Origin of the sequence: Streptosporangium sp. OZ121, assembly GCF_051918885.1 — a bacterium.
GTDB lineage: Bacteria > Actinomycetota > Actinomycetes > Streptosporangiales > Streptosporangiaceae > Streptosporangium.
The window spans coordinates 105,333-124,128 of the sequence record NZ_JBPXMC010000026.1; the positions used below are offsets into that span (position 1 = coordinate 105,333).

General features: G+C 73.5%; 15 protein-coding genes. 3 read left to right on the top strand and 12 right to left on the bottom strand.

Going from position 1 to position 18,796, the window contains the following annotated elements:
• Positions 1 to 127 precede the first annotated feature (127 nt).
• The 6 genes from ACTOQ1_RS33435 to ACTOQ1_RS33460 are packed head-to-tail and all read right to left on the bottom strand — an operon-like array spanning position 128 to position 6,655.
• The gene (locus ACTOQ1_RS33435) at positions 128 to 781 is read right to left on the bottom strand and encodes a GAF domain-containing protein (protein ID WP_440071962.1); all 654 of its coding nucleotides are present in this window, start codon (positions 779 to 781) and stop codon (positions 128 to 130) included.
• Positions 765 to 1,592 (bottom strand): S8 family peptidase, encoded by an 828-nt coding sequence (locus ACTOQ1_RS33440; protein ID WP_440071963.1) that lies wholly within the window; start codon positions 1,590 to 1,592, stop codon positions 765 to 767. Before ACTOQ1_RS33440 ends, ACTOQ1_RS33435 begins: the two co-directional genes overlap by 17 nt.
• Positions 1,589 to 4,597 (bottom strand): adenylate/guanylate cyclase domain-containing protein, encoded by a 3,009-nt coding sequence (locus ACTOQ1_RS33445; protein ID WP_440071964.1) that lies wholly within the window; start codon positions 4,595 to 4,597, stop codon positions 1,589 to 1,591. The genes ACTOQ1_RS33440 and ACTOQ1_RS33445 overlap by 4 nt, the downstream gene beginning before the upstream one ends.
• 12 nt (positions 4,598 to 4,609) lie before the next feature.
• Positions 4,610 to 4,798: an aroma-sacti cluster domain-containing protein gene (locus tag ACTOQ1_RS33450; protein WP_440071965.1), complete on the bottom strand. Its 189-nt coding sequence runs from the start codon at positions 4,796 to 4,798 to the stop codon at positions 4,610 to 4,612.
• On the bottom strand, positions 4,788 to 5,984 hold the full coding sequence (locus tag ACTOQ1_RS33455) for a radical SAM protein (RefSeq protein WP_440071966.1): 1,197 nt from the start codon (positions 5,982 to 5,984) through the stop codon (positions 4,788 to 4,790). Before ACTOQ1_RS33455 ends, ACTOQ1_RS33450 begins: the two co-directional genes overlap by 11 nt.
• Complete coding sequence (locus ACTOQ1_RS33460; RefSeq protein WP_440071967.1) at positions 5,984 to 6,655, bottom strand: hypothetical protein; 672 nt, start codon at positions 6,653 to 6,655, stop codon at positions 5,984 to 5,986. The genes ACTOQ1_RS33455 and ACTOQ1_RS33460 overlap by 1 nt, the downstream gene beginning before the upstream one ends.
• 192 nt (positions 6,656 to 6,847) lie before the next feature.
• On the opposite strand from ACTOQ1_RS33460, the gene ACTOQ1_RS33465 reads away from it, so the two are divergent.
• The 3 genes from ACTOQ1_RS33465 (at position 6,848) to ACTOQ1_RS33475 (ending at position 11,596) form a co-directional block, all read left to right on the top strand.
• Positions 6,848 to 7,801: an ABC transporter ATP-binding protein gene (locus ACTOQ1_RS33465; protein WP_440071968.1), complete on the top strand. Its 954-nt coding sequence runs from the start codon at positions 6,848 to 6,850 to the stop codon at positions 7,799 to 7,801.
• Between the two features lie 106 nt (positions 7,802 to 7,907).
• A complete protein-coding gene (locus ACTOQ1_RS33470; RefSeq protein WP_440071969.1) occupies positions 7,908 to 8,765 on the top strand; it encodes an ABC transporter permease in 858 nt (285 codons plus the stop codon).
• Between the two features lie 2 nt (positions 8,766 to 8,767).
• A complete protein-coding gene (locus ACTOQ1_RS33475) occupies positions 8,768 to 11,596 on the top strand; it encodes a helix-turn-helix transcriptional regulator (protein WP_440071970.1) in 2,829 nt (942 codons plus the stop codon).
• On the opposite strand, the gene ACTOQ1_RS33480 is transcribed toward ACTOQ1_RS33475, so the two are convergent.
• The 6 genes from ACTOQ1_RS33480 to ACTOQ1_RS33505 are packed head-to-tail and all read right to left on the bottom strand — an operon-like array spanning position 11,507 to position 18,778.
• Complete coding sequence (locus ACTOQ1_RS33480; RefSeq protein WP_440071971.1) at positions 11,507 to 13,336, bottom strand: B12-binding domain-containing radical SAM protein; 1,830 nt, start codon at positions 13,334 to 13,336, stop codon at positions 11,507 to 11,509. The genes ACTOQ1_RS33475 and ACTOQ1_RS33480 overlap by 90 nt on opposite strands.
• Positions 13,333 to 14,622, bottom strand: a complete 1,290-nt coding sequence (locus ACTOQ1_RS33485) for a polysaccharide pyruvyl transferase family protein (RefSeq protein ID WP_440071972.1) — start codon at positions 14,620 to 14,622, stop codon at positions 13,333 to 13,335. The genes ACTOQ1_RS33480 and ACTOQ1_RS33485 overlap by 4 nt, the downstream gene beginning before the upstream one ends.
• A 5-nt stretch (positions 14,623 to 14,627) precedes the next feature.
• Complete coding sequence (locus ACTOQ1_RS33490; protein WP_440071973.1) at positions 14,628 to 15,539, bottom strand: radical SAM protein; 912 nt, start codon at positions 15,537 to 15,539, stop codon at positions 14,628 to 14,630.
• Positions 15,540 to 15,546: 7 nt separating this feature from the next.
• Positions 15,547 to 16,797: a DUF6365 family protein gene (locus ACTOQ1_RS33495; RefSeq protein WP_440071974.1), complete on the bottom strand. Its 1,251-nt coding sequence runs from the start codon at positions 16,795 to 16,797 to the stop codon at positions 15,547 to 15,549.
• Complete coding sequence (locus ACTOQ1_RS33500) at positions 16,794 to 17,621, bottom strand: sugar phosphate nucleotidyltransferase (RefSeq protein ID WP_440071975.1); 828 nt, start codon at positions 17,619 to 17,621, stop codon at positions 16,794 to 16,796. The genes ACTOQ1_RS33495 and ACTOQ1_RS33500 overlap by 4 nt, the downstream gene beginning before the upstream one ends.
• On the bottom strand, positions 17,618 to 18,778 hold the full coding sequence (locus ACTOQ1_RS33505; protein WP_440071976.1) for a radical SAM protein: 1,161 nt from the start codon (positions 18,776 to 18,778) through the stop codon (positions 17,618 to 17,620). Before ACTOQ1_RS33505 ends, ACTOQ1_RS33500 begins: the two co-directional genes overlap by 4 nt.
• Between the last annotated feature and the right edge of the window lie 18 nt (positions 18,779 to 18,796).

An 18,796-nucleotide genomic window follows, 5' to 3' on the forward strand; every position in this document is an offset into this window, starting at 1 on the left:
GGGGAATTCTCCATTGACTGGTCAGGCGACTTCGGAAGGCTAGCCGGGCTTTGTGAGGCGGGCTCATGGAATTGTTATGATATATGCGCTTTAGTATTAGTAAATGGGTGAATCCTGCCTGAATTGGTCAGGTCTGGTTGTCAACCAGGAGCTCGTGAAGCGAACCGATCAGGCGCAGCCCGGCCTGCCGTTTTCCCGCGGTCCCGCCCGCCAGCGCGGAGACGATGGACACCAGGTCGCCGAACTCGGCTCCGGTGCCGTCCAGGACCCGCCGGGCATAGCGGTTGCGCTGCACGATCCGCAGCGCCGCCGAGGCCTGCGAGGCGAAGAGCGTCAGCAGCGCCAGCTCGTCGATGCTCGCCCGCGCCTGCGGGTGGGGGTCCAGGACCTCCAGGACCCCCAGCGCCTCGTCGTCGTGGACGAGCGGCACCGCCATGAGCCCGCCCGGTACGTACGCGGTCGACTCGGCGATGTCGCGGGCGAACACGGTGCTCGCCGAGAGGTCGTCGACGATCAGCGCGTCCCTGGCGTTCAGCACCCACCCGGCGATGCCCCGCGTGGCGGGGAAACGCCGCCCGACGAGCACCTGCTCGCCCTCGCCGGAGACCGCCTCGAAGACGAGGTCCCCGTGCTCCTCGTTCACCAGGAAGATCGAGCTGGCCTTGGCGCCGAAGATCACGCGCGCCGTGTCGACGATCGACTGGAGCAGGAGCCGGTGTTCCCTCTCCGAACCGGCGACCGCGGCGGAGATCGCCGCGACCATCTCACCGTTCCCTGTCATCGGGCCTCCTCACGTTCTGAGCGGTCAGGTACATGACGGTCTTCACCTGGAAGGGTGTCAACCCGGGGTGCTTGCTCAGGATCAGCGCGCACCGGGCCGCGACGTGGGGGGTCGCGAAGCTGTTCCCGGTGCACCGGGTGCGCCCGCCGCCGGGCCAGGCCACCTCCACGTCGGATCCGTGGGCGAAGAACTCCACGGGCGGGCGGGGGTTGTAGAGGATCAGGCCGGGATCGTCCTCGGCGTGACTGCCCACGGAGATCACCGACGAGAACCGCCAGGGGAAGCTTTCCACCGGCAGGTTGTGCGCGGACGCCACGAGCACCGTCCGCCGGAAGTAGGCGAGGTCGCCGAGCTCGCGCAGCGGCTCGGCCAGGTGCCTCCTGTTGGTCGACAGGCTCAGGCTCACCACGTCGAACTCCCGCTCGATGGCCCAGCGGAGCCCGGTGACGAGGGCGTCGCCCGTTCCCGAGAAGCCCGCCCCCAGCACCTGGACGCTGTGCAGCTCGCACCCGGGCGCGATCGAGCGGATGATCCCGGCGCACGCCGTTCCGTGCCCGCAGCTGTCGGCGCCGTCGCTCTCCCGCACGACGGCCTTGCCGTCCGGGCCCGTCACCACGGCGTGGGTCGCGTGCACCGGGGCGAGCATCGGGTGGTCACGGTCGACCCCGCTGTCCACGACGCAGACCCGCACGCCGCGCCCGGTGGCGCCCTGCCACGCCCACTCCGGGGTGACGGCGGCGTTGCCCGCGGCGGACACGGTGATGTCGGCCTCGGCGCCGAGCCGCCAGGTGAGGTCAGGGTGGGCGGTCATCGCCGCCCCGCCGACGCCCAGCTCTTGCCGACCAGATGCCCCTTGGCCGCGAACTCGGCCGCCGCGCCGCGCGCGGCCGCCCCGCTCTCCTCGTACGCCCCCAGGAGGGCGAGGCCGCGGGCGTTGCCGAGCAGAACGGTGGCGCGGCAGGTGGGGGAGTCGGTGTCGCGGGCCTCGCGCAGGGCCAGGTCCATGAGCTCGCGGGCGGCGTCCCCCGCTCCTCGGGCGGCGAGCACCTCGGCCCGGATCGCGTGCAGCTCGGCCGTGTTCATCGGCGCGTCCCCCGGCGAGCCCTCCAGGGCCGTGCCCGACCACCGCTCGGCGCCGGCCAGGTCCCCCCGGCGCAGCAGCGTGCCGGCCAGGTCGCGCGAGGCGGTGACCAGGAGCTGGGTATCGCCGAGCTCCTCGGCCCTGGCGCACGCCCGGAGCAGCAGGTCCCCGGCGACGTCCCAGCGTCCGGCCAGCGACTCGACGGCCGCGGAGAAGATCGGCATGAACGCGTCGGCGTACGCGTGCCGCAGGTCGGCGAAGGATCGCTCGGCCGCCGCGAGGGTGGCCCTGGCCTCGTCGAACTTCCCCCGCGTGGCCAGCAGGACCGCCAGCGGGCAGCGGACGACGGCACGTACGGTCCCGCGGTCCCTGCCGTGCGCGGCCAGCAGGTCGCGGCACCGGGAGATGGCCACGGGGGCCGGCTCGGGGCCGAGCCAGAGGGAGGCGGCCATGTTGCCCAGGATCGTCGCGCGTTCCAGCTCGGCGCCGGAGCGCACGGCGTACCCCAGGGCGCGCTGCAGCATCCCCCTCGTCTCGGCGAACCTGCCGCGCCCCTGAGCCTCCTGGGCCACCAGGGTCCAGGCCCTGGCCAGCCCCAGGTCGTCGCCGGCCACCTCGAAGACCGGGATGGCCCGGCGCGCGACCTCGAAGGAGCCCGCGGGATCGAAGTGGCTCAGGTAGAGCGAGGCGTGCGCGGCCACCAGCGCGTCCGAGTCGTCCGTCGCGCGTTCCAGCACCTCGGTGAGCAGCCGCCGCCCCCGCTCGACGTCGCCCAGGGTGATCGCGGTCTCCGCGACCCGCCCGCTGATCTGCGGCCAGCCGGGATGGGCGGGCCCCAGCAGCTCCGCACCCCTGCTGAGCAGCTTCTCCGCCCTGGACAGGTCACTCCTGCGCAGCGCGAGGGTGCCCGCCCCCGACAGCCGGGCCGCGGCCGCGCCGCGCAGCCGAACGGTGTGGTCGTCGGGAGGGCCCAGGTCGGCGCGGTGCCGGTAGGCCCGCTCCAGGTGCGTGCCGACGGCCTCGTCCCCGGCCTCTCCCGCGGCCAGCCAGCCGGCGAACCGCTCGTGCAGCTCGGCCCGCCGGCGCTTGGCCATGCCGCCGTACACGACCTCCTGGATGAGGCCGCCGGCGAACCGGAACGTCGCCTCCGTGCGGTGCTCGACGAAGGACTTGCGCTCGAGCTCCTCCAGCAGCTCGCCCGGCTCGTCGGCTCCCGAGACGGCCCGCAGCTCCTCGACGCTGAACTCCCTGCCGACCACGGTTGCGCACTCCAGCATCGCCCTGGCGTCGGGCCCGAGCCTGTCGACGCGGGCCGCGATGAGCGCGCGCACGGTCAGCGGCAGGCCGTGCGGCTCCCCGCCGTCACCGAGCATGGCCACGAGCTGCTCCAGGTACAGGGGATTGCCCTCGGCGCGCTCGGCGATCCGCTCAAGCAGGGCGCCGTCGTGCGCCGTCACCTCGGCCAGCTCGGAGACCAGGAGCCGGGAGTCGGCCGGCCCGAGCCGGGGCAGGGCCAGCCGGGAGGCGGGCTGCCAGCCCGGCATGCGGTCGAACAGGTCGGAGCGGGCCACGCACAGCACCATCATCGCGGTGTCACGCAACTCCTCGGCGAGGTCGCCGAGCATGTCGAAGACCGGGCCGTCCGCCCACTGCACGTCGTCCAGCACGATCAGCACATACGTGGAACGCCCCAGGCTTTCCAGGACGCTGCGCAGCGCCCAGGCGGTCTCCTGCTGGGAGGGATTGGGAGTGCCGTCCTTCAGGAGGCCGTCGCGGAGCACGGCCAGGGCCTCGGGGTCGGGCGTGCCCACCGTCACCAGCTCGCGCACCGCCTCGGCCACCCCGAGCAGCGTGCCCCCCGCGCCGTACGGGCGGCAGCGGCCGGAACCGACGAGGACGCCCCGCCGCCCCGCGCGCTCGGCCCACAGCCGCGCCAGCCGGGTCTTTCCCACCCCGGCCTCGCCGTGCAGGGTCACGATACGGCAGTGGCGCCGGCTGATGATCCCGTCGAGGGTGCGGTCCAGCTCGTGCAGCGGCTCGCGCCTGTCGACGAACGGGATGTCGAACCGCCGGATCACCGCCGGGTCGTCGGAGCGCATCGAGTCCAGCCGCCAGGCGGTGACCGGATGCCGCTTGCCGCGCAGCTCCAGGGGCCCGACCGCGACGCCCACCGCGGAGGAGCCCACCAGGCGCCACGTCTCGGGCCCGAGCAGGATCTCCCCCGGCCCGGCGAGCTGCTGGAGCCGGGCGGTGGCGTTCACCGTCTCGCCCGCGACGAGCGCGTGATCGCCGTGGGCGTGACCCGAGGTGACGACCTCGCCGGTGTTGACGCCGATGCGGGCCCTGAGCCGGATCCCCAGGTCGCGTTCGAGGTCGTCGTTGAGACGTTCGAGCGCCGCCTGCATGTCCACCGCCGCCCGGGCGGCGCGCAGCGCGTCGTCCTCGTGCAGCTCCGGGACGCCGAAGACGGCCATGACGGCGTCGCCGATGAACTTCTCCACGGTGCCGCCGTGCCAGGCGAGCTGGTCGCGCATGAGCGTGAAGTAGCGGATCAGGACCGCGCGGAGCGACTCGGGGTCCAGGTGCTCGCTCAGCGCGGTGGACTCGGCCAGGTCGCAGAAGACCACCGTGACGATCTTGCGCGCCTCCGCCGCCGGCGCGGCGAGGCGCGTGCCGCACGACGGGCAGAACCGGGGCCGCCCCGGTGTCTCGGCCAGGCAGGAAGGGCATCGCATGACCGTCTCCGATCAGAACAGGAGTCCGCCGACGATGTGGGCCTCGACCTCGGGGGCGCTGTCCCTCAGCCGCTCGTGGATGCAGGCCAGGAGAGCGACCTCGGCCTCGCTCAGCGCGAGGACGACCTCGCGTTGCTCCGGGCTGACCAGGGTGAGGTCGATCCCCGCGCGGGCCAGTTCGTGAACAGGGTCAAAAGTCATGGTCCCTCTCAGGGTGGCCGAGTGACACGAGGTGGTCGTAGGGAGGACATCCGTAACGCCTGGCGAATCCCGTACCGCCGCCGGCCAGCTGCAGGTCGCGGACCTGCCGCTCCACGAAGGCGGCGGGCGTCGGGGCGGGGGGCGGCACGTCCAGCGTCCGGCAGGTCTCGCAGTACCCCCGCTCCGGCGGGGCGCCGGCCAGCCACAGCGGACCGTACGTTCTCAGGGCGCGCAGCACGCCGGACTCCAGGCAGCGCCGCCTGACCGTGTCCCAGTCGTCGGTGCCGGCGTGTCCCAGGCGCAGGTGGCCGGGGACGGGACGGTGGTCGACGACGTCCTGGTTGCAGCACGCGGTGATCGTCCCGTCGAACCCGACGGTCGGCCAGGCGGCCATCGCGCACGGCAGCGCGCTCCCGGCGGTTCCGGTTCCGGCGGGCGGGCCGGCTTCTGAGGCCGTCACCGCTCCGGAGGTTCCGGTGGGCGCGGGGGGCGCGGGGGGCGCTGTGCGCGAGGCGGTCCCGGCCGGTGCGCCGGGCGCGGCCTCGCTCCCCGTCGCCGCGGGGAGCGAGGGTATGGCGAGCGCGGCGGTGCGGGCCCGGCCGACGGCTCCCACCCGGCCCACCAGCATCGGCACCCGGTCGCCGAACTCCCGCCGGATCGCCGCGGTGACGTCGCGCAGGTAGGGGTCGCCCGGCCCGGTCCCCGTGACGTGGAAGCTGAGGTCCTTGCCCCGCGCCAGCAGCGCCCGCATGACCGCGAAGACGCTCTCCCGGGGCACCTCCTCCTCGTGGAAGGCATCCAGGCTGGCGGAGAAGTGGTCGGCCGCGTCGATCGCCGCGTCGATCGCGGGAGGGATCCGGGCCGCCCCGCCGGCGGCGGGGGGCACCCGGGGGGCGAAGAACATGCCCGACAGGATCATCGTGCGGGCACCGCCGCGGGCGGCGGTCTCGGCCAGCGAACGGGCCAGGCGGGGCCGGAGCAGCGGCTCGCCCCCGGTGAGCATGACCAGCCGCGGCCCGTCCCCCGGCGCGAACGTCCCGGCGAAGCGCTGGAAGATCTCCCCGGGGTGTTCCTCGGAGGCGGGCAGCGAGCCGGTCGAGCAGTGGCGGCAGCGCAGCGGGCACCGCCGCGTGATCGCCATGAGGACCGCGGCGGCGGGGACGGGGCGCAGCGCCAGGATGTCCATCAGGTGCACGAGAACATCCCGGCGGGTTCGCCGGCCAGCTCGCGCAGCAGCTCGGCCGCCGCGCGCACGGTGTGCAGGGCGCTGGTCCCGACGGCGTCCTGCCGCTCCCGCACCGCCGGCAGGCCGTCGAGCATCCGGTCGAGGTCGTCACGGTGCCCGGGGTCCAGCGAGGCGTGCCGCCACAGCGTGCGGAACGCCGCCCGCGGGTGTCCCGTGCTGCGCTCGATGTGTTCGAGCAGGGCGGGGGAGGGGGCCTCGCCCTCGAGCACCGCGATGTACCCGAGCAGGGCGACGGGGTGGTGGTGCAGCACCCAGTAGTACTGGGCCCCGACGAGTCCGGCCACCGAAGGGGGCGGCGTGCCGCGCGGCGCGTCCCCCGCCGAGGGGTCGACCAGCGCCAGGTCCTCCAGCAGCCAGTCGTCGTGGTCGGCCTCCTCCTCCGCGTGCCGGTCCAGATATTCGGCCAGCTCCGTCTCGCCCAGCTCCTCGGACCTGGCCGCCGCGACCCGCAACAGCGGCACCGACGCCCTGATGACCATGTGCATCGCGCACAGGTAGTCGCGGTAGCGCCGTCGCGGGTCGGGAGCCCGCCACAGCGAGCTCCCCGCGCTCCGGAGCGCGGGACCGGTCAGGTCGATCTTCGCCCGCAAGGTGATGCTGGGGGGTGTCATCGGACTCCCGTCGTCTGAACGAAGTGTCGGCTCGGCCGGTTGGATAACGGTTGGGACTCGGTATGGAAATGCCTGATAACCGCTCTGGGCAGGGGCGCCGCGACGTCTCAAACCGGATTCCAACCGTCATCAAGGCGCGCCTTAACCGGGCGCTCCCACACTGGGCGCCACGTGCCGAAGAGGGAGCCCGACATGGCGGACGTCGCGGTCGAGACCAGCGAACTGCGCAAGACCTACGTGAGCTCGTCCAGGGTGACCGAGGCGGTGGCCGGGCTCACCCTGCGGGTGCGAAGGGGCGAGCTGTTCGGCCTCCTCGGGCCCAACGGGGCGGGGAAGTCGACGACGATCGGGATGCTCACCACCAGGATCGCCCCGAGCGGCGGCGTGGCCAGGGTGGCGGGCGCGGACGTGGTGCGCGACCCCATCGCGGTCAAGCGCTGCATCGGGGTCGTGGCCCAGTACAACAACCTCGACCGGCAGCTCACCGCGGGCGAGAACCTGGAGTTCCGCGGCCGCTACGCCGGGCTGCCCGCGCGGGAGGCCAGGCGGCGGGCGGCCGAGCTGCTGGAACGGTTCGGCCTGGGCTCCCGCGCCGGGGCCAAGGTCACCGAGATGTCGGGTGGCCAGGCGCAGCGCATCATGATCGCGCGGGCGCTGATGCACCGGCCGGACATCCTCTTCCTCGACGAGCCCACCTCGGGCCTGGACCCCCAGACCCGGGTGAACCTCTGGGACATCCTGCGGGAGATCCGCGACGGGGGCCAGACGGTCGTCCTGTCGACCCACTACATGGAGGAGGCCGAGGAGCTCTGCGACAGGGTCGCGATCGTCGACCACGGGGCGGTCCTGGCCTGCGGGACGCTCGCCGAGCTCAAGGCGTCCACCAGCCTGCGGACCGTGCTGACCCTCACCTACGACGGCGACCCGGAGAAGATCGTCGCGCAGGCCGGGCAGCTGGCGGGCGTCGCGGACGCCGAGGTCGCCGACAACCGGCTGCGCGTCTTCACCCCGGCCCCGGAGAGCGTCCTGGCCCTCCTGGTGAGCATGGGCCAGGACGCGGGGCTGGCACTGGCCGACGTCCGGGTCGTCCGGCCCAGCCTCGAAACCGTGTTCCTCGCCCTGACCGGGCGGGAGTACCGGGATTGACCGCCTCCCCGCGGAAGACCTTCCGAACTACCCGAACCACGCGGCCGCCGCGCCGCGGTTCCGCCCCGGGGCCAAGGCCCGGGGTCTCCACGCTCAAGGAGATTCGATGACGGCATCGACCATCGCACCCCTGGCCGCGCCCCCGGCGGTGTCACGCCACTACGCGCGCACCTTCGGCGCGCTGCTCGCCCGCGACCTCCGGGTGCTGCGGCGGGACCTGCGCTCCTTCATGGCCCGGACCGTGGTCCAGCCCGTCCTGTTCATCTTCGTCTTCGCCGTGGTCCTGCCGCGGATCGGGTACGGGGCGGGCCAGGGACTCTCCGCGGACGGGCGCGCGGAGACGTTCACCACGATCCTGGTCCCCGGCCTGGTCGCCTCGGGCATCGTGCTCCAGGGCATCTTCGCCGTGACGACCCCGCTGGTCATGGAGCTCTCGTACACCAAGGAGATCGACGACAGGGCGCTGGCCCCGATCCCCGTCTGGGTCGTCGGCGTCGAGAAGATCGTCGCGGGCGCGATCCAGGGAGTGATCGCGGCGGTGGTCGTCTTCCTCGCGGTGCTGTTCGTGCACGCGCCGGGTGAGGCCCCGAACATCGACTTCGGGCGCTGGCCGCTGCTGGTCGCGGTCCTGGTGCTGTCGTCCCTCCTGACGGCCTGCATCGGCCTGCTCATCGGCACGCTGCTCCCGCCCCAGCAGCTCAGCACCCTGTTCGCGATCTTCATCGTCCCGCTCATGATGCTCGGCTGCGTGTACTACCCCTGGGCGGCGCTGGAGGCGATCCCGTGGCTGCAGACGGCCGTCCTGGCGAACCCGCTCGTCTACGTGAGCGAGGGGCTGCGCGGCGCGCTGAGTCCCGCCGTCCCGCACATGCCCGAGGCGGTCGCGCTGGCCGTCCTCGCCGCGGGAACGCTCACCACGGGCGCGCTGTCGCTGCGGTCGTTCTCCCGGCGTCTGGTGGCCTAGCGGTGGGCGGCGATCTGCCCAGGGACTGGTCCGGCGGCCCCGTCGGCCGCGACACCGAACTCGCCGGCCTGCGCGACCTGCTCGGTTCGGCGCGGCTGGTCACGCTCACCGGCGCTCCGGGGGTCGGCAAGACCCAGCTGGCACACGCGTACACCCGCGCCTGGGCCGACGCCTATCCGGGCGGCGTCTGGTTCCGCGACCTGGCCGCCGGTTTCGACGGTCCCGCCACCGGCGCCCCCGGCCTCGCGGGCGGTCCCGGGGGCTCCGGCCTCGCAGGTCTCGGCGTCGTCCCCGGTGAGGGGCCCTCGCTGCTCGTGCTCGACACCTGCGAGCGCGTCGCCGACCGGTGCGCCGTGATCGTCCCGGAGCTGCTCGGCACCCACCCGGGGCTCGGCGTGCTGGCCACCAGCAGGGAGCCGCTGGGCGTCCCCGGCGAGGTGACCTGCCGCCTCGCCCCGCTGGACGCGGTGCTGTCCGCCCGCCTGTTCGCCGAGCGCGCCGCCGCGCAGGGGCGGCCCGCCACCCCGGAGACCGCGGACGCGGTGCGGGAGATCTGCCGCCGCCTCGACGGCCTGCCGCTCGCCGTCGAGCTGGCCGCGGCGCGATCCATCATGCTGTCGCCGGCGCAGATCGCCGAGCGGCTCGACGACCCGCTCCGGCTGCTGGCCGGGGGGAACCGCACCGCCCATCCCAGGCACAGGTCGCTGGAGGCGGCGATCGGCTGGAGCCACGAGATGCTGCCCGGCGGCGAGCGGCTGCTGCTGCGCAGGCTCGCGGTGTTCGAGGACGGGTTCGTCATCGACGATGTGGAGGGGGTCTGCGCGGGCGCGGGCATCGGGCCGGACGCCGTCGTCGATCTCCTGGCCATGCTCGTGTCCAGGTCCCTCGTCGAGTGCGACACCAGCGGCGCCGTGACCCGCTACCGGCTGCTGCGGGTCGTGCGCGCCTACGCCCGGCAGGAACTGCGTGCCGGAGACGAGACCGAGACCGTGCGGGCGCGCCACGCCGAGTACTACGCGGCACTGGCCGAACGGGCGGCGGAGGCGCTCGCCACGGGCGCCGCCGCGCCGCACCTGGAACGCGTCGAGGCCGCCTACGCCAACATGCGGGCGGTGCTGCGCTGGTGCACCTCCGGAGGACCGACGACGGTCGGGGCGCGGATGGCGAGCGCGCTGGAGACGTACTGGATCCTGCGGGGCCGCCCGCGCGAGGGGCGCGGCTGGATCGCCTCGCTGGTCTCCGCGGGCGGCGTGGTCCGCGCGGAGGTGCTGGCCGCCGCGGAGCTGAGCGGCGCGGTGCTCTCCTGCGCCCTGGGCGAGTACGCCGACGCCACGGACGCCTGCCGCCGGGCGCTGGCCATGTTCCGCGAGCTGGGGGACGAGGCCGGGCAGACGCGGGCGCTGGCGGTGCTGGCGGGCCTGCGGACGATGGGCGAGCCCGCGTCGGCAGGCCGCACCCTCACCGAGCTCGCCGCCCGGGGCACGGCCCCGATGGGCCACGCGTGGAGCGGCGTGCCCCTGTTCCTGCTCGGCCGCGCCCTTCTCGCCTCCGGCGACCTCGCCGGGGCCCGCGCGGCCCTGGAGCGGTGCGTCGCCGTCGGCCGCAGGCGCGGCTCGGAGCTGAACCTGGAGATGGGCCTGCTCGCCCTCGCGCAGGTGGCCGTCTACCAGGGCGCGTACGCGGAGGCCGAGAGCGCGCTCGGCCAGAGTCTGGCCGCCGCCGACCGGGTGGGCGACGTCTGGGGGAGGGCCGCGGTGCTCAGGGGGCTGGGGGAGGTGGCCGCCTGCCGCGGCCACTACGGACCGGCGAGGGAGCGGCTCGCCGAGGCGGTCCGCATCGCCCGCTCCGCGGACTCCCCGCCGCTGCTCGGGGACTGCCTCGACACGCTCGGCAGGATGCTGCTCGACGTCGGCGAGTACGAGGCGGCGCGGGAGGTGTTCTCGGAGGTCGTCGAGGTGGGCGAGCGGACCGCCGCCCGGCTGGCGGCCATGGGTCTGGCCGGGCTGGGTGCCGCGATCCTGGGCTCCGGCGGCGCGTCCGCCGCCTCCGCGGCCCTCACCTTCGCCGAGGAGGCCATGGCGCGCGCCCGGGAGACCGACGACCGTCCGCTCGCCTGGCGGTGCCTGTTCACCCTCGGCAGCGTCACCCGGCGCGACGATCCGTCCCGTGCCGCCTCCGCGCACCACTCGGCGCTGCGGGCCGGAGCCGCCATGGGGCTGCGCGCCCAGACGGCCGACTCGCTGGAGGCCATGGCCGGGCTCGCGGCCGGGCACCGCCGCCACGAGCACGCCGCCAGGCTGTTCGGCGCGGCCCAGTCGCTGCGCGACCGGCTGGGGCTGTCGCGGCCCCCGGCGGTGGCGCCGCAGCACGAGGCGGACCTGGCCGGGGTGCGGGCCGCGCTGGGCGCCGGCGGGTTCGCCGCCCTGTGGGAGGAGGGCGCCGGGCTGGACGTCGGCCAGGCCGTCACCTACGCGGGGCGGGGCCGGGGGCCACGGGGGCAGGGGGTCGGCTGGGCGGCCCTGACCAGGGCGGAACGCCAGGTGGCCCTGCTGGCGTCCGGCGGGCTGACCAACCGCGAGATCGGCGCGAAGCTGTTCGTGTCGCCCCGCACGGTGCAGGCCCAGCTGTCCAGCGTGTTCGCCAAGCTGGGCCTGTCCTCGCGCAGGGATCTGGCCCGCGAGTACGACTCGCGGGCCAGATCCCTGCGCGGACGGGACCCCGGCTGGGACCCTGGCCAAGACTCAATCCTCCCCGCGCAGCGCGACGACCCCGGTGGCGTGCAGGATCCTGAAGGCGGAGTCACATACCTCACGGGTCAGCTCGGTGGCTGAGCCCGCCCGTGTCTTGTCCCGCCACTCGCCGACCGTGATCCCCGGGGCCGCCGCCTCGAAGGCCGCCAGCAGCGGCCCGCCCAGCGGGTAGGCCACGGCGCCGCCCCGGGGGAACAGGTAGCCCTGGCGCTCGCGGGCCAGCGCGTCGAAGGTCAGCGTGAAGTCGCGCAGCAGCAGGTGGACGGGGTGGTCCGCCCAGTGGACGGCGTCCCGCGTGACGCCCTCGACGAGCGCGTCGTCGGTGAGCCCCGGCGGGACCTGCGCGGTCGTCGCCCGCTGGGCACGGACCGCGGCGTCCCAGGCGAGCCCGTCGAGCAGCAGGCGCCTCACCTCGGGCGGCAGGTCCGCCTCCTCGACGCGCGGCACCGGGTCGGCCCCCGACCCCATGTCGAGGCGATCGGCCCAGGCCGCGACGTCGCAGTCCGGGACCGCGATGAGGCAGCGCAGCAGCGCGGGCGCGGCGTCCTGCAGCGCCTCGACCCGCCCGGCGAAGACCATCGCCCGCTGGTAGTCCTCGGTGCCGAAACCGCGCGACCGGACGACGAGCGGCGGCTGGAAGTCGAAGAACTCGATCCCGTACTGCTCCGCGTACTCGAAGAAGTCGGTGCCGGGGAAGGCCATCAGCGGTGCGAAGTGCACCTTCTCCACGCCGCTCTCGTAGGCGAACCGCACGCTGTCGCGAACCTTCTCCGCGTTGTCGCCCGGCATGCCGATGATGATGTCCGCGGCCAGGGCGTGGTTGTGGTGGCGGCGGATGAGGGAGGCGGCCTGGGCGAACCGTCCCCGGTCGAACCTGCGGGCCGCCAGCTGCAGGGTGTCGGCGTCGGACGACTGGATGCCCAGGGTGATCACGCGACACCCGGCGCGGTTCATCGCCCGCACGTAGTCGAGGTCGACGTGCTTGACGTCCGGGTAGACGTCCACCACCGTTCCCCGGTTGTGCTCGGCGACGATCTCGAAGATCTCCATGGCCCGGTGCCGCGAGATGCCCAGGTGCGCGTCGCACATCCGCAGGTAGGGGATGCCCCCGTCCAGCAGGTAGGCCAGCTCGCGCTCGATCCGCTCCATGGGGAACGCGCGGAGCTTGGGAGCGCTGTAGAGGCAGAATTTGCACTTCTGCCGGCACCCCCGGCCCGTCTCGTACGCCAGGACCGCGTCGGGCCTGCGCCGCAGGATCGGCTCCAGGGGGAGCCTGTCGGCGGTGAAGACCAGCGGCAGCGCGCCCAGGTCGACGTCGGGCGGGTCGTCGTTGTGCACGGGCTCGCCGCCGTCGCGCCGGGTGACGCCCGCCACCGTACCCAGGTCGCCGTCCCGCGCCAGGGTCTCCAGCAGCTGCGGGTACGCCTCCTCGGCCTCGCCGCGCAGCACCAGGTCCATCCACGGGTACTCGCGCAGCAGATGGGCGGCCATCCTCCGGGAGTTGGCCTGGGCGCCGCCCCACACGATGCGGCAGTCCGGCAGGTGCCGCTTGACGATGCGCCCCATCCGCGTGAACTCGTCGTGGTTCCACACGAACGCGGAGAAGGAGATCACGTCCGGCCGGTAGTCGAACAGCCGCGCCATGAACGCGTTGTAGTGCCCCAGGTAGTCCTCGGCCAGGCTGCCCACGTCCTCGTGGAACCAGACCCGGTGCTCGACCTCCGACGGGGAGACCCGGTCGGCCACGGCCGCCCGGATCAGCTCGACCCCCAGCGAGAACCCGTCGTCGTTGGAGTAGACGAGTACGGCCTTCAGGGTCATGACGATCTCCCCAGTGTCACTGCCGGCCGGGCGGAGCGCAGCCCCTCGGCGAGCCGGTCGAAGGCGGCCGTCGCCCGCGCGTTCGTCTCCCGGTAGACGACCGCCTCGATCGGGTCGTCGTCCAGCGCGCGCTCCACGATCCCGAGGAGGTCCTCGGTGGGGTGCGTGCCGTGATGCGTCCAGTAGCGGTGCGCCATGCCCAGCCCGGCGGTGAGCTCGTACAGCTTGCTCGTGCCGTTGCGGCGGCTCCAGAAGGGGTCGACCGCCACGAACGGGGTCGCGCCGCGCAGCGCGAGGATCGCGCTGTGGTAGCGGGAGACGAGGACGAGGTCGCAGCGGGCGAAGGCCTCGGTGAGCTCGCCGGCCCCGGTGGACGCGGCGGACACGCCGCCGCCGGAGACGCAGGGGAGGCGGAGCTCGCGGACCCGGGCGCGCGGCACCGCCCGGGCGAACCTGGCACCGGCCTCCTCGTCGCCGTAGATGTTGGGCACCGTGATGAACTCGATGTCGGCGAAGGCGGCCAGCTCGATCAGGGTGAGGCCCAGCTCCGTCACGAATCCCAGCGCCGCGGCGCGTTCCCCGGACCCCGACGCCTCGGCCATGACCTGCTCCGGCGGCACGCACAGTGCCGGGTCGGCCGCGCCGCGCGCGGCGAGGTTGCGGCCGACGAGGTGGGTGACCAGCTGCGAGGTCACCCCCGGGGCGCCGACGGCGACGCCGATCAGCGGCCGGCGGCGCCGCCCGGACCCGGCGGCCCGGACGGCCCGGGGCGGCAGCGGCTCCAGCGCGAAGGCCGGGTCGGGGACGACCGCCGTGCCCGGCACGCCGGTCGCGTCGTCCATCCGCCGGGCGGCCGTCTCGCTCCGCACGGTCAGGTGGTCGATCCGCTCCCGGACCGCCCCCAGGTAGCCGCGCCAGTCGTCACGCGCGGGCGCCGGGGTGTCGTCCTGCAGGCCCACGCCGTGCCAGGCGACCCACACGCCCGGATCGAACGCCTCCGGGTCGGGTCCCAGGCAGAACACCTGCATGATCGGGTGCCGGAACGGCGGGCCGCTCCACAGGCCGCCCGCCATCACGACGGCGTCGAACGAACCCGTGCCGGGCCAGCGCCCTTCCCGGTCCACCCGGAGCGGCGCGGGGCCGGCCCCGGTGCTCCACGGGCAGAAGTGCCGGAAGGTGGCGTCCGGCAGGCGGCGTGACAGCTGGGCCTCGGTCACCGCCGCCAGCAGCCGGTCGCCGACGTTGGGCAGGCTGCCGCCCGCCCAGATCGCGATCCGCAGGGACATCCCGGTCACCCGCCGATGGGGGACGGCCGGCGCAGGCCGAACTCTTCCCAGCCGCGGCGCTCGGCGTACTCGTTGTAGACGCCGCCGCACTGCGCCCGCAGCGGGCAGCCGTCGCAGGGCGGCCCGTACGAGCGCATCTCGTCGTCCATGAACGCGTCGTAGTCGTCCACGACGCTGCCCTGGTACATCATCCGGATCGAGCGCGTCCCGTCCTCGATGGCCAGCTCCTCGTGCGGCGCGACCACGCACAGCGGGAAGCCCTCCAGCGTCAGCCGCGCCGGCGACGCGAGCATCATCTCGATCACCGGCAGCAGGTGCGTCCGGGTCTCGGCGACCGTGGGCGCCTGCATGTCCAGGGCGAAGAAGCCGCTGCCCACCGGGTGCAGGTTGGAGATGTTGACGTGGTCGACCCCCAGGTCGACGCAGAGCCGGCAGATGTCCATCAGCCGGCCCATGTTGAGCCGGGTGATGACGGTGTTGGTCCGCACCGCGACGCCCGACCGCTTGGCGTTGCGGATGCCCTCGATCGTCTCGTCGAACCCGCCCGGCGTCTGCGTCAGGCAGTCCTGGACGACCGAGGTGGAGCCGTGCAGCGAGACCACGAACAACTCGACCCCGTTGTCGGCGAGGCGCTGGGTGAACTCCGGGTCCTTCAGACGCCGCGCGTTGGTCTGGATCTCCACGCGCGGGTACTCCAGCAGCCTGATCGTGCGCAGCAGGTCGAACAGGCGGGGGTGGATCGTCGGCTCCCCGCCGTGCAGGTTCACCGACGCGTAGTCCTGGCCGGAGTTCTCGACGAGGAAGCGGATCAGGTCCTCGTACTCCACGCTGTCGGACTTCGCCAGTGGCGACCCCACGACGCAGAAGCCGCACTTCTCGTTGCACAGGTCGGTCACGTGCATGCTCAGCTGTTTCATGTCCACCTCACACCAGGCCCAGGCGGCTCGCCGCCGAGGCGAAGACCTCGGGGGTGCCGGGATGATCGGTCAGCTTCTCCAGGTACGCGGCCCGCTCGCGCGCCAGATCGTCCTGGACCCCGCGGTCGTACAGCACCCCGTGCAACGCCGACAGCACGGCGGGCTCGTCGAGCAGCTCGGCGTGGGCGAACGTCGACATGTAGGGGTTGTTCGCCAGGATGGGGTCGAGGAAGCCGTGGAACCCCAGCGGCCACATCCGGAACGGATACATGGGCAGGGTCCGCGACAGCCACGACCGCACGTCCTCCGACAGGCCGCCCAGCTCGGCCTCCACCCGGTCGATGTCCTGCTTGTCTGGTACGTCGAATTTGTTGGTCAGCACCAGCCCGGGGATGTCGGACAGCACCGCCCTGGCCAGGGTGGTGGCGGGCAGGTTGAGCGTCAGGACCAGGTCGACCGAGCCCAGCAGCACGTTGAACCGGTGCGGAGAGCACGCCGGGATGACGTGCGCGCGGTCGGCCAGCCCCGCCAGCACCGGCGGCACGCTGCCCACGAACACGAAGCGGGCACTGGGCGGCAGCTGCCGCAGGTAGTGCACCATCAGCTCGGGGACCTGGTCGGCCATCCGGTCGCCGTTCTCGTCGGAATACTTGTCCTGCTGCCAGCCGGCCACCGCGAGCAGCACCATCCGGTCCTCCTGCGCCATGCCGAACGTCTCGCGCAGGTGGTGGCGGGTACGGCGGCTGACCCGCTCGTTGCCCTCCCACAGCCGGAAGGGGTAGGCGTGCGGTTCCGGTTCGAGGTGGCAGATCGGGGCCGGGCGCAGGTGGGCGGGCATGTCCATGATCTTCCGGCTGACGCCCATCGACTTGCCGTGGAAGACGTCCACCGCGAAGTCGGTGCCGGCCCACTCCCAGATGTCGATCGGCATGATCGGCAGGCCGTACCGCTCGATGAACCACGGGTCGACGCCGTAGCGCTTGGGGAACACGCCGCAGTAGGTGAAGTAGTCGGACAGGATGATCGCGTCCGGGCGGAACTCGCGGACCGTCTCGTCCACCAGCAGCGTCGCGAACGCGCGCATCGAGTTGTCGAGCACCAGGTACGGGAACCCGCTGCCGCGCAGCAGCCTCTCCGACATGGGCTCGACGATGAAGAAGCACTCGATCCCGGCCGGCTTGAGCTGGCGGGCCAGCGACATGCCGATGAGCGTCTCGCCGTACCCGGCGCTGCTCATCGCGAAGAACAGGAGTCTCACGGGCTCACCGCCAGAAGTGAGGGGCCCTCCAGGGACCTGCGGACGCCGAACGGCGTGCCGACGTCCTGGAACGTGCCGCCGGGGAACTCGGCCGCCCGGACCCGCAGGCCGCCCCGGACCGCCAGGTCGAAGTAGTGACCGAGCACCGGCTCACCCGCCGGACCGTCCGCGGGGCCGTTCACCGGGCCGTTCACCGTGCCGTTCGGGACGCCCCGGCCGAGGTCCCGGAGCAGCTCCTCGTGCAGGAGCCTCGCGAAGGCGTCACCCCAGATCGCCGCGCCCCAGGTGTTCATGACGGGCGGGTCGGCGGGCTTGTCGAAGACCCGGTGCACGCGGTCCCCGCGCACGACCACCGGGCCCAGCCGGTGCGCGTCGGGCGTGGGGAAGACCGCGAGCGCGAGGTCCGCGCCCGTCCGCTCGTAGACGTCGCGCAGCCGCGACAGCGCGTCGGACGGAGTGAAGATCGTGTCGGGCATGACGAACACGACGTCGCGTCCCCTGGTCCACCCGTGGGCCAGGTCGAGCGCGCAGGCCAGGCCGCGCGCCTCCTCCTGGAAGAGGTAGGCGACGTCGACGCCGAGGTGGCGCCCGTCCCCGATGTAGGAGACCACCTCCAGCTTCCAGGGGGCCACCACCAGGATCGCGCTGGCGACCCCCGCCCCCGCCAGCGACTCCAGCGCGTACTCCGCGACGGGGCGCAGCCGGGCGCCGCCCTCGGCGGGCTCGTACACGATGGGCAGCAGTTCCTTGGGGTAGCGGAGCGGGGCCATCCGGGTGCCTCGGCCGGCGGCGGGTACGAGTCCGACGAGGTTCGTGCTCGTCACGTGCCACTCCTTACTGGTTGGGGAGCGTCGATCAGCGGCAGGGGGACGCCGACCACGGACCCGGGGGCACCGGGCACGGGCAGGGCGGGACCGGGCAGGGGGAGGCCAGGCAGGCCGGGGCCCGCCGGGGCGCCGGGCCCCGGGTGCCCCGCCCGCCGCGGTTCCGGCGCCCGCTCGCCGAACCGGACCAGCCGGACGGCGTCGATCAGCTGGCGCTGGAACGGGTCGGCGGCGATCTCGCGCAGCCTGGCCCGCCCGTCGAGCGAGCGGAGCAGCTTGTAGCAGAGGTCGCAGCCGTTGGTGAAGTTCGTCCCCTTGAACAGCTTGCGCACCGCGGGGGAGGACGCGACCATCCGTGCCACGCCCTGCGGCCCGTACACGCGCAGGAACTGGTACTCGTAGTTGTGGTCGGCGTCGTCGAGGATCTCCTGGAACGACTTCTCGTGCAGGTTGCCCATGAAGTAGGCCAGGTCCGACAGCGTGACGTATGCTCCGGCCTTGCCGATGTGGCAGGCCGACAGGTCGCCGTTCGGGTTGATCAGCGGGGTCTCCAGATAGCAGGAGGCCGAGAAGTTCTCCGGGTCGGGGGGGACGCCCACCTGGTGGGCCGTCTTGATGAACGGCGTGGGGATCACCCGGTCCACGTGCACTCGCACCCGGTCCTCGAAGCGCCGGTACAGGCTCCGGATCTGCTCCTCCTCGTGGTCCTCCGCGATGGTGATGCACAGGCTGATCTCCGGGATCCCCCGGGCGATCGCCCCTTCGATCACGTTGACCACGTGCTGGGTGGGCACGCGTTCCTGGTGGTAGACGTCGGTGCTGAGGAACAGCCGGGTCAGGCCGGGCAACTGCCCGAGGATCTTGTCCACCGCGGCGGGCGAGCGTCCCCAGAAGCTGCTGGTGAACACCGAGATCCTCGGCCCGCCGGGGTGGCCGGCGGCGGCCCCGACCCCGGACTTGAGCATCCGGAACCGCTGGAAGGGCTCGCCGCCGGTGAAGATGATCTCCGGGATGCCGCTGTCGCACGCCTGCGCCACCCAGCGCCCGATGTCGTCGGCGGTCGGCTGGCGGTCCCGCGTGGAGCCGGTGAAACCGCAGTGCCGGCAGCCTACGGTGCAGATCTCGGTGACGCTGACCAGTATCGAGTTGAAGTGCACGACACCCCCTGGAGAGCT